The following is a 14,753-nucleotide window of genomic DNA, read 5'->3' as shown; positions in this document are numbered from 1 at the left end:
ATAAACGACTTATCCGGTCTCGACTGACTGTTCGAACGCATAACACGTGACGACCGCCAACTCCGCGTTCGACGACACGGTATCGTTCGACCACCGGCACATCGACCTTGAAAACCGAGACGACGTCTACGTCATCGGTGACGTTCACGGCTGTCTCGACGCCCTCGAGGAGTTGCTGGAAACGCTCGATCTCGGCGCGAACGATCTCGCCGTGTTCGTCGGTGATCTGGTCCGAAAGGGACCGGAGAGCAAGGCCGTCCTCGACCGCGTCAGGCGGTCGCCGCGGCTGATCTCGGTCCGCGGCAACAACGAGCGAAAGCTACTCGAGGGCGACGCCTCGTTGCCGGCACTCGACGCGGTCGATCACCAGTACATCGAGTCGCTTCCGACGGCGATTTCGTGGGACGGCGGACTCGTCGTTCACGGTGGGGTCGATCCGAGCCGACCGCTGTCGGGCCACTCGGGCGACGACGTGCTGACGATGCGGTCGCCGGACGGCGACGGCTACGACGGCCCGTTCTGGTTCGAGACGTACGATGGGCCGCCGCGGGTCTTTTTCGGCCACACGGTCCTCGAGGAGCCAATCGAGCGGGAGTGGGCGGTCGGACTCGATACGGGCTGTGTCTACGGCGGCGATCTCACGGCCTACGATGTCCGCCGCGACGAGTTGTGTAGCGTCTCCGGGACGGGCCACGTGGAGCGGCCGTCCGAGAAGTTCGTCACGGCAGATGACTGACTGCGATGGGGGATTTCGGGATGAACGAACGAGATTCGGGAGCAAACGACGAGACAGTGTCACCGACGGACGAACAGGCGACCGACGAGGCGGCGAGCGGATGCACGGAGTTCGCGTTCCACTCGCTGTTCGACGGCGGAGACGACGCTGAGGGCGATTCCCGCTCGCCCACTCGAGACGGGTGGGGAGGGAACGCCGAGTCCGCGGAGGAGACAGTCGAGACCGAGGAGTGCGAAGAAAGCAGAGAAGGCGAAACGGCGACGGAACCGGCGGTAGAAACGGAGACTACAGTCGAGGCGACGGCGGCTGCGGACGCCGAGTCGACGACTGGCACCGACGAGGTCGACCTGGTCTCCGATCCGAAGTCGGATCTCGAGGCGGTGCTCGATTCCGGTCCGGAGCCGGACGGGCTCGACGAATCCGAGGAAGCCGACGAATCCGACGACTCCAACGAGTCCAGCGACGCCGTCGAGATCGAGCAACCCGATGTGACCGACGGAGTCGACTCGGCGGCGGACGCCGATCGAAACGAGTTACCGGTCGTCAGGGACGACGTTTCGGAGCCGGATCGGCCGGATGTCGATCTCTCGGACCCGTCGTATTACCTGAACCGCGAACTCAGCGAACTCGCCTTTCAGCGTCGCGTCCTCCACGAGGTGCTTGACGCGGACAACCCGCTGTTAGAGCGCGTGAAGTTCCTCGCGATCGTCACGACGAACTTAGACGAGTTCTTCCGCAAGCGCGTCGGCGGGCTGAAACAGCAGATCGCGGCCGGCGTCACCGAGGAGACGCCGGACGGCCGCACGCCCCGCGAGCAGTGGGAGGCGGCCCTCGAAGAGGCCCGACCGCTGTTCGAACGGCAGGCCGAGTGCTACCGCGAGGAGATTCGGCCGGCGCTGGCCGACGCGGGAATTCACATCGTCGACTACGACGACCTCACGGTTATCGAGCGCCAGCAACTGCGCGAGTATTTCGAGAGTTCCGTCCTGCCGACCCTGACCCCGCTGACGTTCGATCCGGCCCACCCGTTCCCGTTCATCTCGAACCAGAGCCTCTCGCTTGCGGTGCTGACGCGAGAACGACCCGACGCGGAACTGACCTTCTCCCGCGTAAAGATCCCGCGCAACCAGCTCCGGTTCGTCCAGTTCGGCGACGACACCCGGTACGTCCTCTTGGAGGACATCGTCCGGGCGAACCTCGATCTGCTCTTCCCGGACGTCGACGTCGTCGACACCGCCCTCTTCCGGGTAACGCGCAACGCCGAGGTCAGACGCGACGAGGAGGTCGCCGAGGACCTGATCGAGATGATCGAGGAGGTCATCGAGGAGCGCCGTTTCGCTACCGCCGTCCGGCTCGAGATCGAGCCCGACGCGCCCGAGCGGATCCGCGAGATCCTCACGCGTGAACTGGATCTCGACGACCGGGAGGTGTTCGACCTCGAGGGGCCGCTCGACTATCGGGACTTCGCCGACCTGACCGATCTTGATCGCCCCGAGTTGAAACTGCCCGAGTGGTCCCCACAGCCCCATCCGCGATTGGGACGGGAGGACGCGACGAACGTGTTCGACGCGATCAGTAACGACGACGTGCTCGTCCACCACCCCTATCACTCCTTCGAGGCGACCGTCCAGCGGTTCCTCGAGGCGGCGGCTAACGACCCCGACGTGCTCGCGATCAAGGCGGCGATCTACCGCACCGCGAGCGATTCACAGATCATCGAGAGCCTGATCGAGGCCGCTCGCAACGGCAAGCAGGTCGCCGTTATGGTCGAGCTCAAGGCCCGCTTCGACGAGGAGAACAACCTCGAGTGGGCGAAAAAACTCGAGGAGGAGGGGATCCACGTCGCCTACGGGACGATCGGCTACAAGACCCACACGAAGACCTCGCTGGTCGTCCGCGAGGAAGACGACGGGGTGCGACTCTACTCCCATATCGGGACCGGCAACTACCACTCCGGGACCGCAAAGAGCTACGAAGATCTTGGGTTACTGACGGCCGATCGGGACATCGGTCAGGACCTCGTCAAACTCTTCAACTACTTCACCGGTCACTCGATGCCCCGAGATTACCGGGAACTGCTCATCGCGCCCGGGAACATGCGCGATCGCTTCGTCGATCTCGTCCGCGCCGAAGCCGAGCGGGCACGCAACGGCGAAGCGGCGCGCATCGTCGCCAAGATGAACCGGTTGGAGGACCCCGAACTCGTCCGGGAACTCTACGAGGCGTCGATGGCCGGCGTCGACATCGACCTGATCGTCCGGGACATCTGTCGGCTCCGGCCGGGCATCGACGGCGTCAGCGAGACGATCGACGTCTACAGCGTCGTCGGTCGCTTCCTCGAGCACTCGCGGATCTTCTACTTCCGAGCGGGCGGCGAGGGCCGATACTACATCGGCTCGGCCGACTGGATGACCCGCAACCTCGACAACCGGGTCGAGGCGATCACGCCGATCGACGAGCCGCGACTCCAGCGTCGGCTCAACGGCATCCTCGAGACGCTGCTCTCGGACGATCAGAACCGGTGGGTGATGCGATCGGACGGGAGCTACGAGCGGTGCCAACCCGCCGGAGACGGCTCGACGACGAACGTCCACGAGACGTTCATGCGGTCTGCACTCGACGATGTGCGGACCAGCGCTCGTAAGTAGCGATCGTCGAGTTGCGAGAGCGGCCCGCGACCCTGACTCAGTTTTTCGGTCCAGCGAGGTTCCGTCCCTCGGTTCGCAGCGGTAGTCGGCGGAACGCACGACCCCGCTGTCGATTCCCGCCGTTGGATCTATGGAGCGGGCGGCGACCACCGCGCGCTGGGTGAGGACCGGCACCGATAGGGAGTCCCTATGATAGGTACGGACTGCTCAATATCACAATTAGCAGTGGCTTTGTACGTGTCCTCGGTCGGTTCACACACGCGACTGCTCCTGACCCATGACCGGATCCACCACCGATTACGACGACCGTTCATCTCGCAAGCGACTGGCCGCGGCCGCGGACCACGCCGACGAGACGATCGACCTCGAGTCGATCGTCGTCCGATACGAGAACCGACCCGACCGGTGTACGATCACGCCGCGTGAGTGTCCCGAGGCGGAGCGGATGACGACGTGGCTGTCGGCGAACACCGGTGTCGTCGTCGACCTCGCTGACGCGCGGTAATCCGGCCCAGTGCCGTCTCGGAACGAGTCCGAGGACCGATCGTCGGTGCGCCGTTCTCGAGCACAACCGTACGGACTCGACTGCTTCGATCGTCGATTTCCGTCCCCCCAAATTTTGCTATATACAACTATATATGTCAACCATTGTCGATTGAGGTGTACTGACCAATGGGTACCGAAAATGCCGCTAAGAGCCCGATTTACGCGGCTAAATCGCTAGTCAATATGGCTCTATAGACTAGTGGATTTATATTGTTGCAGTCGAAAGCTGTCCGTATGGAGACGCGAAAGGTTCAGGTGACGGGAGGGTCGACCTTCACCGTCTCGTTGCCGAAGACCTGGGCGACGGACAACGACGTCAGCAGCGGAACCACAGTCGAATTCTATCCCGAAGGGGACGAACTCCTCCTGACGCCCGAACGGGAAACACACCGCGAGGAAGGGACCATCGATGTCTCGGGACTCGAGGGCGAGGAACTGATGCGAGCCGTGATGACGATGTACGTCAGCGGCTTCGACGAGATCACGCTCCAGGCCGGCCGGATCACGACCGAACAGCGCAGCGCGATCCGTGACGCGACCCAGCGACTCGTCGGCGTCGAAGTCTTAGAGGAGACGGGCGACAGCGTGGTCATTCAGGACCTGCTCGATTCCTCGGAACTGTCGATCGTCAACGCCGTCACACGTATGCGGCTGATTGCCCAATCGATGCTCGAGGACGCGGTGACCGCGCTGATCGAGAACGACGACGACATCGCGTACGACGTGATCGATCGCGACGACGACGTCGACCGGCTCTGGCTGGTCGTCTCGCGGATCTTCCGCGCGACGCTGCGCTCGCCCCGGGCCGTCGAGGAACTCGGCGTCTCCCGTGAGGACTGCTTCGACTTCCACTCGAGCGCCCGCCAACTCGAGCGGATCGCCGACCACGCCGTCAAGATCAGCGACATCGCGCTCAAGCTCGACGACCTCCCCGCCGACGTGGCCGACGCAATCCACGGGCTTCACGCCGAAGCCGCGACCGTCTTCGAGCAGTCGATGGACGCGCTGTTCGCCGAGGAGTCCGACGAAGCGAACCGGCTCGGCCACGACGCTCTTGCGGCCGTCGTCGACATCGACGAACACACGCGCCAGATCGACGATATGCTCCGCGATCTCGAGCCCGCACAGGCCCAGTCGCTGGGGCTGATCGTCGACTCGCTGTCCAGAAGCGCCGACTACGGCGGCAACATCGCCGAAACGGCGTTACAGAAGGCGGCACCGCGGCCCTGACCCGCGCTCGGAACTCGAGTGGAGCCGCAACTCGGTTCGTTTTTCGTCGTCTCAACCCGAAGAGCCCCGTCTCTGTGTCCTCCAGATCGGGACAATGACGACGACTCAAGGACACGTCTCTCGGTAACGGAATCGACGAGACGACTCGCTGGCGGACGACACGCTCACGAGTGACGGCGAATCGAAACTGGGAGCGACGTTACTCGAGGAGAACGGCGTTGACCTGACCGGTCTGGCCTGGACGGGAGGTAACGCGAGCCTGGCCTTCGCTCGTCTCGATGACGGCACCCTTCGTGATGATGTTCCGGCGGATGTAGTTCGGGTTGGCGTCGTTCTCGACGACATCTTCGATCTCCGCGGAGACCGTCTCGCCGCCCTTGTTGACGCTTGCAACGTCCGTCGCGAGCGCTCGAGTCTTCGTGACGTTTCCGCGAGCGTCGACGGTTCGGAATCGCTGGTCGCCGACCTCAGTCTCGGTCGGGAGCCGACCGAGCTCGTTCTTGCGGCGCTTCCGAACGTTCTTCAGTCGACCACCGGTTCGCTTGCGCGTAGAGCGTCCCTGATCTTGCATACCCGGTAAAAATCCGGGCGGATACTTGAATGCACTGCTACGAAATTTTACTCTGCGAGCGCGGCCAAGCCGCGCTCTCGGTAAAATTTCGATCAAAAGCACTCCTCCCTCCGTTCCGGGCCGCTTCGCGGCCCTCCACATCGGTCGTCGGCCCGCTCGCTCCCTGCGGTCGCTCGCGGTGAGTGCCAGTGGACCGCACTCATTCGTCCGGCACCAGACAGTAGGCGTGGCCGCGCTCCTCGAGCACCGTCTCCTCGTCCTCGTCGTAATGGTTCGAGAAGACGCCCCGTTCGGCGTAGTAGATGCGGCCGTCTCGCGGGATCGCGCCGCTGGTCACGTGGCCGCGGTTTTCGACCCGCCAGCGCCGTTCGCCGGTCTCTCTATCGAGGGCGTAGAGATGGGTGTCGTAGCTGCCGACGAGAATCGTCTCCGCGGTCGCGGTTATCGACCCGATGACGCGACCGCCGACGTTCGTCGCCCACAGTTCGTCGCCGGTATCGGTGTCGAGGGCGTACACGTGGCGGTCGTCGCTTCCGACGTAGACGACTCCGTCCTCGGGAACGATCGCCGGATTCGACATGACGATGTTGTCCGTCTGGAACGACCACTCCTCGCTGCCGTCTTCGAGATCGAGGCGGTAGAACCGGCCGTCCCACGAGCCGACGAACGCCGCGCCGTCGTAGACCGGGATCGTCCCCTTGATCTGCGCGCCGAGGTTGAACCGGCCGCCCGCCATGGAGTCGCCGTTCGGGCCGCCCTCGCCGCCGGCCTGAAACGACCACGCGAACTCGAGGGAGGGAAACTCCCAGCAGTAGACGACGCCGTCGTTCGAGCCGGTGACGAGCCGGCCGGCTCGACAGTCGATCGCTGGCGAGGGATGGGGCATCCCCCAGATGCGGTCGTCGCTCCACGTGGGGTTCCCGGTCGCGGCGTCGATCTCCCAGAGCGTGCCGCTGGCCGGATTCTTGTGCTCGGTGAGCAGGTACAGGTTGCCGTCGACGTAGGCGGGACTCGAGCCGATCGCGATCGCGCCGCCGAACTCGCGGGCCGACGTTCGCCAGATCACGTCGCCGGAAGCGATGTCGATGGCGTAGCAGTCGCCGTCGTAGCCGCCGATGTAGGCGGTGCCGTCGACGATCGCCGGCGTCCCGTGAAAGCCGAGGCTTCTGGACGCGCCGGTATCGATGCGCCAGCGGCGTTCGCCGGTCGGCGTGACGGCGTCGATCCGGCCGGTGTCGCTCGCGATGAGGACGGTCTCGCCGTCCGGCGTCGGCCGGGGCGTCGACTTGGCCGCGGTGTGACCGATCCCGTTGGTCGGGAACGACCAGTCGACGCGGACCGCGTCTGGAACGGTCTCCTCGGGGTAGTAGCCGTATCGGCGCAGGCCGCGCCGGAACATCGAGATGTCGTCGTCTGCCGGAAGCGGGACGTAGCCGTCCGCGTCGGCAGCGGACGCGATCGGCGAACAGTCCGGCCGCGAGCGGTACTGTCGTCCGGCACAGCCGGCGAGTCCGATCGTCCCGGCAGTTCCCGCGGTACAGAGGAGTCGCCGCCTCGAGAGCTGCCTGTCGCCGGCGCCACGGCCCTGTCGCTCCGCAACGGCCGTTGCCGAGGGGTGATCAGCCCCCGCGTCTCGGCGGCCGGGACTCGAGTCGACGTCCCGGCGGTCGGCGGCGTCCTCGCTCACGCGTTACTCCTGTTGGGCGTCAACGACCGCCACGCCCGCCAGATTCACGATGTCCTTGACCTCGTCGCCCCGCTGGAGGACGTGGACCGGCTTGTCCATGCCGACCAGCATCGGGCCGATGGCGTCCGCGCCGCCCAGCCGCTGGAGCAGTTTGTAGCCGATGTTGCCCGACTCGAGGTTGGGGAAGACCAGCACGTTCGCGGGCTCGTCGAGGTCGGAGAAGCCGTAGGTGCCCTCGAGGATGTCCTCGACGACGGCGGTGTCGGCCTGCATCTCACCGTCGACGGGGAAGTCGACCTCGGCGTCGTCCTGCAACATTGCGGCCGCCTTACGCGGCTTTCGGGTTCCCTCGTTGTCGACGCTGCCGAAGTTCGAGTACGAGAGCAGGGCCGCACGCGGTTCGATGTTGAACCGTCGCGCCAGCTTGCCGGTCTGTTTGGTGACCTCGGCGAGGACCTCCTCGTCGGGGTCCTGATTGACCGTCGCGTCAGCGATGAAGATCACGCGGTTCTTGAACGTGAGCATGTAGACGCCGGCGGCGTAGTCGACGTCGTCGTCGGTGCCGACGACCTGCAGCGGCGGTCGCAGCGCCGAGGGGTAGTGATGGGAGAGCCCGGTCAGCAAGGCGTCGGCGTCGTCCTGCTCGACCATCACGCTCCCGAAGTAGTTCGAGTCGCGCTCGATGAGTTCGCCGGCTTCGCTCCGCGTGATCCCCTTCCGGGCGCGGAGTTCGTGCAACCGGTCGGCGTACTCCTCGTAGTCGCCGACGGACGGATCGGCGACCTGGGGCTCGAAGTCCAGCCCGAGGTTAGCGGCGGTCCCCTTGATCTCGTCTTCGTCGCCGATCAGGATCGGCAGGGCGATCCCCTGCTCTTTGATCTGGTAGGCCGCCCGGATCATCTTCTCGTTTTCGCCCTCCGCGAGCGCGACCGTCTTGGGGTCGCTCTTGGCCTTGTTGAGGACGACGCGCATCATCTCGCGGGACTTGCCGAGGCGGGCCTCGAGTTGCTCTTCGTACTCCTCGAGGTCGATTTCGGTGCGTGCGGCACCGGACTCCATCGCGGCCTCGGCGATCGAGGGCGCGACGCGGAAGAGCACCCGGGGATCGACGGGCTTCGGGATGATGTAGTTGGGGCCGTACTGAATCGGCTCGTCGCCGTAGGCCTTGACGACCGCGTCGGGCACGTCCTGTCTGGCGAGTTCGGCCAGCGCCTCGGCGCAGGCGACTTTCATCTCCTCGTTGATCTCGGTCGCGCGCACGTCGAGCGCGCCCCGGAAGATGAAGGGGAACCCGAGCACGTTGTTGACCTGGTTCGGGTAGTCCGAGCGGCCGGTAGCCATGATGACGGTGTCGTCGCGGGCGTCCTTGGCCTCCTCGTAGCCGATCTCGGGATCGGGGTTGGCCATCGCGAAAATGATCGGATCGTCGGCCATCGAGCGGACCATGTCCTGCGAGACGATGCCGCCGATCGAGAGGCCGACAAAGACGTCCGCGCCCTCCATCGCGTCAGCCAGCCCGCCTTCGGGCAGGTCGCGGGCGAACTGCTCTTTGTACTCGTTGACGTCGCCCGCGTCCGCGCGTTCCTCGGTGATGATTCCTGAGGAGTCACACATCGTGATGTTTTCCTTCTGTATGCCGAGTGACTCGTAGAAGCGAGCCGACGCGATCGCGCTCGCGCCGGCACCGGAGAAGACGACCTCGAGTTCCTCGAGGCTCTTCCCGGCGATGTCGGCGGCGTTGAGTAGCGCCGCGCCCGAGATGATCGCGGTGCCGTGCTGGTCGTCGTGGAAGACCGGGATGTCGATCTCCTCGCGCAGGCGCTCCTCGATGGTGAAACAGCCCGGTGCCTTGATGTCCTCCAAGTTGACGCCGCCGAAGGTCGGCTCCATCATTTTGATGGCTTCGACGATCTTGTCAGGGTCTGCCTCGTCGAGTTCAACGTCGAAGACGTCGATATCGGCGAAGCGCTTGAATAGCACACCCTTGCCTTCCATGACGGGCTTCGAGGCCTGTGCGCCGATGTCTCCGAGACCGAGCACGGCCGAGCCGTTCGAGACGACGCCGACGAGATTGCCCTTCGCCGTGTAGCTGTAGGCGTCGGTCTCGTCCTCGTCGATCTCGAGACACGGCGCGGCGACGCCGGGCGAGTACGCGAGCGAGAGGTCCCGCTGCGTGTTCGTCGGCTTCGTGGTCGAGATTTCGATCTTTCCGGGCGGATCGGTGCGATGGTACTCCAGTGCGTCCTCGTCTAGTCCCATACCGGGTGACACTGCAGGGGACTACTAAAAACAATGCGAAGGGGAGTTTCGACAGTCGTCGAAAACTTGTGGTCGAAGCAGGAATCCGAGCCACCCCGCGAGGAAATACGGCGTTTCGACCGTTTTATACGCACCGCGGCAGTGACGTGGGGTATGGACGTCGCGCTTGGTGGGACCTTCGACCCTGTTCATGACGGCCACCGGCGGCTGTTCGAACGGGCGTTCGAACTCGGAGACGTGACGGTCGGGTTGACTAGCGACGAACTCGCGCCGAAGACGCGAGATGTCGACCGACGCGTCCGCTCCTACGACGAACGGAACGCTGACCTCGAGACCGAACTCGAGTCGATCGCGGCCGATTACGACCGCGAGTTCGAGGTCCGAAAGCTCGAGTCGCCGACGGGAATCGCGACCGAACCGCAGTACGACTACCTCGTCGTCTCCCCCGAGACCCGCGAGGGCGGCGAGCGGATCAACGAGATCCGCCGCGAGCGCGGCCACGACCCGCTCGAGGTCGTCGTCGTCCCGCACGTACTCGCCGACGACGGCGACATCATCTCGAGCACCCGGATCGTCAAGGGCGAGATCGACGAACACGGAAACATCGTCACCGACGACTGACGCGGTCGCGGACCGATACGGGTCGGTCTCCGGTTCGACGTGGACTGGCCGGCCAGTGCGGCGAGGAGCGCGATACCGCTCGAACGACGTTTCTTCTGCCAATTTCCGATAGAAACTCGCCGCTCCCTCCGTTCTCGTATCGTATACTTATGGCGACCCCAGTCCGCCACTGTGCCGGTAACGGTCCCTGTACGAGCGTCTTACCATCGCGGCGGCTCCAGTCCGGCCGACTCGAGGAGGTCCTTCCAGCGCGATTGGATCGAGAGCCGGGAGACATCTGCAGCCTCGGCGACCGCCCCTTGCGTGCGACCGTCACCGGCGACGAGCGAGCCGGCATAGAGGCTGGCGGCCAGCACCGCCCGTTTCGAGCGATCGGCCGCAGGAACGTCGGTGAGGAAGAGATCGACCGCACACGACCGCGCTTCCGATGAGAGTTCCAGTCGGTCGGCGACGGTCTCGAGTTCCTCGAGCCACGGTTCGTACTCGACGCGATCCCGGGCGCTGTGCATGCAACCGGCTACCGGAGCGGCCGGCATAAACGTACGGACCGCGGCCTCGGCGATGCCGATCGGCCGGCGCGAGACCGTGTCGTTCACCAATGGCCCACTACGGACGGCAACGTTCAGATACGAATACCTCGGAAATACGGCCGTTCTCGGTCGATTTCACTAGGAGACGACTACTAAACCAGCCGTCGGCCCAAGGTGAGACCAGCACCCGTCGGCGGCGGCGGTCCCATCTCCATGAAAGAGCCAACCTGCAAACTCGTCTGTACCGGCTGCGGGCTCGAGATGCCCTACCGGGAGCGGTCGCTGGCCGAACAGGCCGCGGAACTCCACCAGCTTCGGGACCCCGAACACGTGACGTTTATCGTCCCGCCGGACTGGTCGCCGGAGGAGCCGGTCAAACACAGTTAGCTCGGACCGACAGGTACTTACTCGATTCGTGAAAATCGGGATACGAGCGCGGGTAGCCAAGCTAGGCCAACGGCGCAGCGCTTAGGACGCTGTCCCGTAGGGGTCCGCCGGTTCGAATCCGGTCCCGCGCATTCTCACGGCGAACAATTCCGTGAGCCGTGAGTATCGCCGACCGGTTCGAACCCTGCAAGGAACGCGCAGCGACAATCGGGAGCGAGCATTTCTTGCTTCGGTTCGAATCCGGTCCCGCGCGTTTTCACAGCGAAACTCTCGAGACCCGTAAGACTCGCCGATCGGTTCGAATCCTGGTAATCACAGCACTCGAGCGGCCCCAAGAACCCAAATCTTCACCCATACTGAATCCGACCCTGACACTAAACCCAGCCTCGAGCGCTCGCGACCATGAACAGACAGAGTCGGGCACGGGTTCACGAGCGACTCGTGCCTGCACGACGATCGATCCAGCCGGTGACCGCTAATCGGTCCGAATGCCAGGCTGACTCGGAGAAGATCGGCAGACGTGCGTCAGACACTCCACAACGCTTATTCGCGCAGGCCCGGGTTGTATCACCAATGGCCGGGTTAGACGACGTGTTCGGGGAGCTCTTTGCGAGTGTCGATGCAGTCGTGCTCTTTTCTCCGAGTGGTTCATACTACGAACGGTTCACGGCCGTCGAGGATCTCGACGTGATCGTCGTCGGGACCGAAAACGCCGTCGGCGCGGAGACGTTCGTCGAACTCCCGCTCGAGTTCGAGAACATCTCCGAGCGAATCCGGTACGGCCTCGAGGGGGCCCTCGAACAGGGCGTGATCGAGGACGGCGACGAGTTGGCCTGTGCGACCAGCGTCTTCGGCGACGGGATCGATACCGTCTCGCGGGTACGGGCCGACGCGGAGACCCGGACGGGGATCTACGACCTGTTCGTCAAGTCCCGGGCGGACCCGGAAGTGGTCAAATCGGTGCTTGAGGTGGCGATCGAACTGGGACAGAAGGGCCAGAAGGGGAAACCGGTCGGCGCGCTGTTCGTCGTCGGCGACGCGGGGAAGGTGATGAACAAGTCCCGCCCGCTTTCGTACAACCCCTTCGAGAAGTCCCACGTCCACGTCGGCGATCCGATCGTGAACGTCATGCTCAAGGAGTTCTCACGGCTCGACGGCGCGTTTATCATCTCCGATGCGGGCAAGATCGTCTCGGCCTATCGCTACCTCGAGCCGTCGGCCGAGGGGGTCGACATCCCGAAGGGACTCGGTGCACGACACATGGCCGGCGGTGCGATCACGCGGGATACCAACGCGATTTCGATCGTGCTTTCCGAAAGCGACGGGCTCGTCCGGGCGTTCAAGGCCGGTGAACTTATCTTGGAGGTCGATCCGGAGGCCTACTGATATGGTAGCGTGGCAGCCGCTGTTCAACGAGCCGGCCGTGATAGCGGCAGCGGTACTGGCGCTTGGATTCGTCGTCGGCTACCTCGTCGGCCGGCTCAACGAGGAACTGCTCTCGGCGTCGGGCGTGCCCGAGGCCGTCGAGGGGACGCCGTTCGAGCGGACCGCACAGTCGATCGGTACCTCGACGGTCGAGATCGTCGCCCGCCTGAGTTCGTGGTTCATCTACGGGATCGCGGTGCTGACCGCGATCCACATCGCGCAGTTGCTCGATACCGATGCGTTCTGGCTCCGCGTTACGGAGTTCATCCCGCAGCTGTTTATCGCCGTCCTCGTGCTCATTCTCGGCTTTATCGTCGCGGACAAGTCGGAACTGATCGTCAGCGAGTACCTGCGCGGCGTCAAGCTCCCCGAGGTGTCGGTCATCCCGAAACTGGTGAAGTACTCGGTGCTGTACGTCACCTTCATCATCGCGCTCGGGCAGGTCGGCGTCCACGTGCTGGCCCTGCTGATCTTGCTGACGGTCTATGCGGTCGGCATCGTCATCGTCGGCACCGTCGCCTTCAAGGACTTCCTCGTCTCGAGTGCGGCGGGGATCTACCTGCTGCTCAACCAGCCCTACGGGATCGGCGACGAGATCCGGATCGGCGACCAGACGGGTATCGTCCAGGAGGTCGACCTGTTCGTCACCAAGATCGAGGACGACTCCGAGGAGTACATCGTCCCGAACCGGAAGGTCTTCGAGAACGGAATCGTCCGGATGCGAGACTAACGGGACGTTGTTTCTCTCGGTTTCTCGGGCGAAAAACGGCTATCGCTACTCGAGCGAGAGTCCGGCGTGCCAGCGATCGACGCCGGCCTCGCGTTTGACCGCGTCCATTTTCGCCAGGAGTTGCGTCGCGAGCGACGCCGCCTCGGCGGCGCGAGATTCGCCTTCGGTGCGAAACTCGCCGGTCTCGCGGTTGGCGTAGACAGTACAGACCGCACCCGCACGGAGTCCGTACAGGTTCGCGAGCGTCAGGACGGCGCTGGCCTCCATTTCGATGTTTTTGACGTTCGCTTCTTTGAGTTCCTCGAGCAGGTCGTCCGCGCCGGCGGCTTCGAAGCCCTCGAAGCCGGGGCGGCCCTGCCCGGCGTAGAACGAGTCCGCACTCATCGTGACGCCGGTGTGGTAGTCGTAGCCGAGGCGTTCGGCGGCGGCGACCAGCGCGGAGACGACCTCGTGATCGGCGGCGGCCGGGTAGTCCTCCCGGACGTACTCGTCGCTGGTTCCCTCTTGGCGGACCGCACCCGTGGTGATCACCAGATCACCGACAGCCATTTCGGGTTGGATCGCCCCACAGGAGCCGACCCGAACGAAGGTGTCGACGCCGACTCGAGCCAGTTCCTCGACGGCGATTGCGGCGGAGGGACTGCCGATCCCGGTCGAGGTGACCGAGATCGGCGTCCCCTCGTAGGTGCCCGTCGCCGTTCGGTACTCGCGGTGGTGGGCCCGGATCTCGTGGTCGTCCCAGAACGCGACGATCTTCTCGAGGCGCTCGGGATTGCCGGGGAGGAGCACGGTGTCGGCTACGTCCTCGGGGCGGACCTCGAGGTGGTACTGGACATCGGCGTTCGGGTCTTCGCTGTCGCGAGCCATTGAGTACCGGCGGTTCGATCCGACGGTGTATATAAATGCGGGGCGTGCGTGGCTCCCGGTATGGAACGCGGGACGCTCGCGGACACCTACGTCGCGGCGATCCAGCACGACCTCGCCGAGGTGCCGGCCGAGGCGACGCGCGTCGGCGTCGTCCGCCAGCCGACATCGTGGTTTCACACGGCCGTCGACGAGAACCGGCCCGAACTCGGGCCACCGGCCGACCTGCTCGAGTCGTTCCGCCAGCGCGAGGAGGACATGAAGATGCAGGGGCTCTGCGAGGAGGGTGCCCACAACGCCGCGTGGGATCAGGTCGGGTTCGAGGACGCGTATCGGACGTATCTCGAGGACTCGAGCGAAGCTCAAGACGCAATCGCGACGCTGGACGAACGGCTGGCCGCCGGCGAGTCGCTGGCCCTGGTCTGTTTCGAGAACACCGAGAAAAAGCGGTGTCACCGGACGATTCTCAGGGAGTTCCTCGAGGAAGCGACAGCATAGCGGAAGCGCGGTTGCGGGGCC

The 14,753-nt window shown here is 64.6% G+C and carries 14 protein-coding genes and 1 tRNA gene; 10 read left to right on the top strand and 5 right to left on the bottom strand.

The window, feature by feature from the left end:
* Positions 1 to 46: 46 nt before the first annotated feature.
* The 4 genes from C489_RS11265 to C489_RS11250 all read left to right on the top strand — a co-directional run bounded on the left by C489_RS11265 (position 47) and on the right by C489_RS11250 (position 5,160).
* The gene (locus C489_RS11265) at positions 47 to 736 is read left to right on the top strand and encodes a metallophosphoesterase (protein ID WP_006431382.1); all 690 of its coding nucleotides are present in this window, start codon (positions 47 to 49) and stop codon (positions 734 to 736) included.
* Positions 737 to 756: 20 nt separating this feature from the next.
* Positions 757 to 3,384: a polyphosphate kinase 1 gene (ppk1, locus tag C489_RS11260; protein WP_049890805.1), complete on the top strand. Its 2,628-nt coding sequence runs from the start codon at positions 757 to 759 to the stop codon at positions 3,382 to 3,384.
* Positions 3,385 to 3,661: 277 nt separating this feature from the next.
* Entirely contained in the window at positions 3,662 to 3,889 is a 228-nt protein-coding gene (locus tag C489_RS11255) for a DUF7511 domain-containing protein (RefSeq protein WP_006431380.1), read from the top strand.
* A 275-nt stretch (positions 3,890 to 4,164) separates the two neighbouring features.
* Positions 4,165 to 5,160, top strand: coding sequence for a phosphate uptake regulator PhoU (locus tag C489_RS11250; protein ID WP_006431379.1), 996 nt, complete (start codon positions 4,165 to 4,167; stop codon positions 5,158 to 5,160).
* A 199-nt stretch (positions 5,161 to 5,359) separates the two neighbouring features.
* Here C489_RS11250 and C489_RS11245 read toward each other — a convergent pair whose 3' ends face one another.
* The 3 genes from C489_RS11245 to C489_RS11235 form a co-directional block, all read right to left on the bottom strand.
* Positions 5,360 to 5,731 carry a 30S ribosomal protein S8e gene (locus tag C489_RS11245; protein ID WP_006431378.1) on the bottom strand — a complete coding sequence of 124 codons (372 nt, stop codon included), beginning with the start codon at positions 5,729 to 5,731 and terminating at the stop codon, positions 5,360 to 5,362.
* 199 nt (positions 5,732 to 5,930) lie between these two features.
* Positions 5,931 to 7,418: an outer membrane protein assembly factor BamB family protein gene (locus C489_RS11240; protein ID WP_006431377.1), complete on the bottom strand. Its 1,488-nt coding sequence runs from the start codon at positions 7,416 to 7,418 to the stop codon at positions 5,931 to 5,933.
* 3 nt (positions 7,419 to 7,421) lie between these two features.
* Positions 7,422 to 9,677 (bottom strand): NADP-dependent malic enzyme, encoded by a 2,256-nt coding sequence (locus tag C489_RS11235; protein WP_006431376.1) that lies wholly within the window; start codon positions 9,675 to 9,677, stop codon positions 7,422 to 7,424.
* 153 nt (positions 9,678 to 9,830) lie between these two features.
* Between C489_RS11235 and C489_RS11230 the strand changes: the two genes are divergently transcribed.
* Positions 9,831 to 10,298: a phosphopantetheine adenylyltransferase gene (locus C489_RS11230; RefSeq protein ID WP_006431374.1), complete on the top strand. Its 468-nt coding sequence runs from the start codon at positions 9,831 to 9,833 to the stop codon at positions 10,296 to 10,298.
* A gap of 200 nt (positions 10,299 to 10,498) precedes the next feature.
* Here the strand turns inward: C489_RS11230 and C489_RS11225 are convergent, their stop codons facing one another.
* Entirely contained in the window at positions 10,499 to 10,807 is a 309-nt protein-coding gene (locus tag C489_RS11225; protein ID WP_006431373.1) for a transcription initiation factor IIB family protein, read from the bottom strand.
* Positions 10,808 to 11,041: 234 nt separating this feature from the next.
* Between C489_RS11225 and C489_RS22185 the strand changes: the two genes are divergently transcribed.
* The 4 genes from C489_RS22185 to C489_RS11210 all read left to right on the top strand — a co-directional run bounded on the left by C489_RS22185 (position 11,042) and on the right by C489_RS11210 (position 13,370).
* A complete protein-coding gene (locus C489_RS22185; RefSeq protein ID WP_006431372.1) occupies positions 11,042 to 11,215 on the top strand; it encodes a hypothetical protein in 174 nt (57 codons plus the stop codon).
* Between the two features lie 46 nt (positions 11,216 to 11,261).
* Positions 11,262 to 11,346 (top strand) — tRNA-Leu (locus tag C489_RS11220).
* Positions 11,347 to 11,788: 442 nt separating this feature from the next.
* Complete coding sequence (dacZ, locus tag C489_RS11215; protein ID WP_006431371.1) at positions 11,789 to 12,601, top strand: diadenylate cyclase DacZ; 813 nt, start codon at positions 11,789 to 11,791, stop codon at positions 12,599 to 12,601.
* 1 nt (position 12,602) lies between these two features.
* Complete coding sequence (locus tag C489_RS11210) at positions 12,603 to 13,370, top strand: mechanosensitive ion channel family protein (RefSeq protein WP_006431370.1); 768 nt, start codon at positions 12,603 to 12,605, stop codon at positions 13,368 to 13,370.
* A 45-nt stretch (positions 13,371 to 13,415) separates the two neighbouring features.
* Here C489_RS11210 and C489_RS11205 read toward each other — a convergent pair whose 3' ends face one another.
* Entirely contained in the window at positions 13,416 to 14,237 is an 822-nt protein-coding gene (locus C489_RS11205) for a nucleoside phosphorylase (protein WP_006431369.1), read from the bottom strand.
* 60 nt (positions 14,238 to 14,297) lie between these two features.
* On the opposite strand from C489_RS11205, the gene C489_RS11200 reads away from it, so the two are divergent.
* Positions 14,298 to 14,732: a DUF488 domain-containing protein gene (locus tag C489_RS11200; protein WP_006431368.1), complete on the top strand. Its 435-nt coding sequence runs from the start codon at positions 14,298 to 14,300 to the stop codon at positions 14,730 to 14,732.
* Positions 14,733 to 14,753: the final 21 nt, after the last annotated feature.

The sequence above is a fragment of the Natrinema versiforme JCM 10478 genome (assembly GCF_000337195.1).
Lineage (GTDB): Archaea > Halobacteriota > Halobacteria > Halobacteriales > Natrialbaceae > Natrinema > Natrinema versiforme.
Note: the sequence above shows the minus strand (reverse complement) of the source record. Positions and strands in the feature narration are given on the sequence as shown.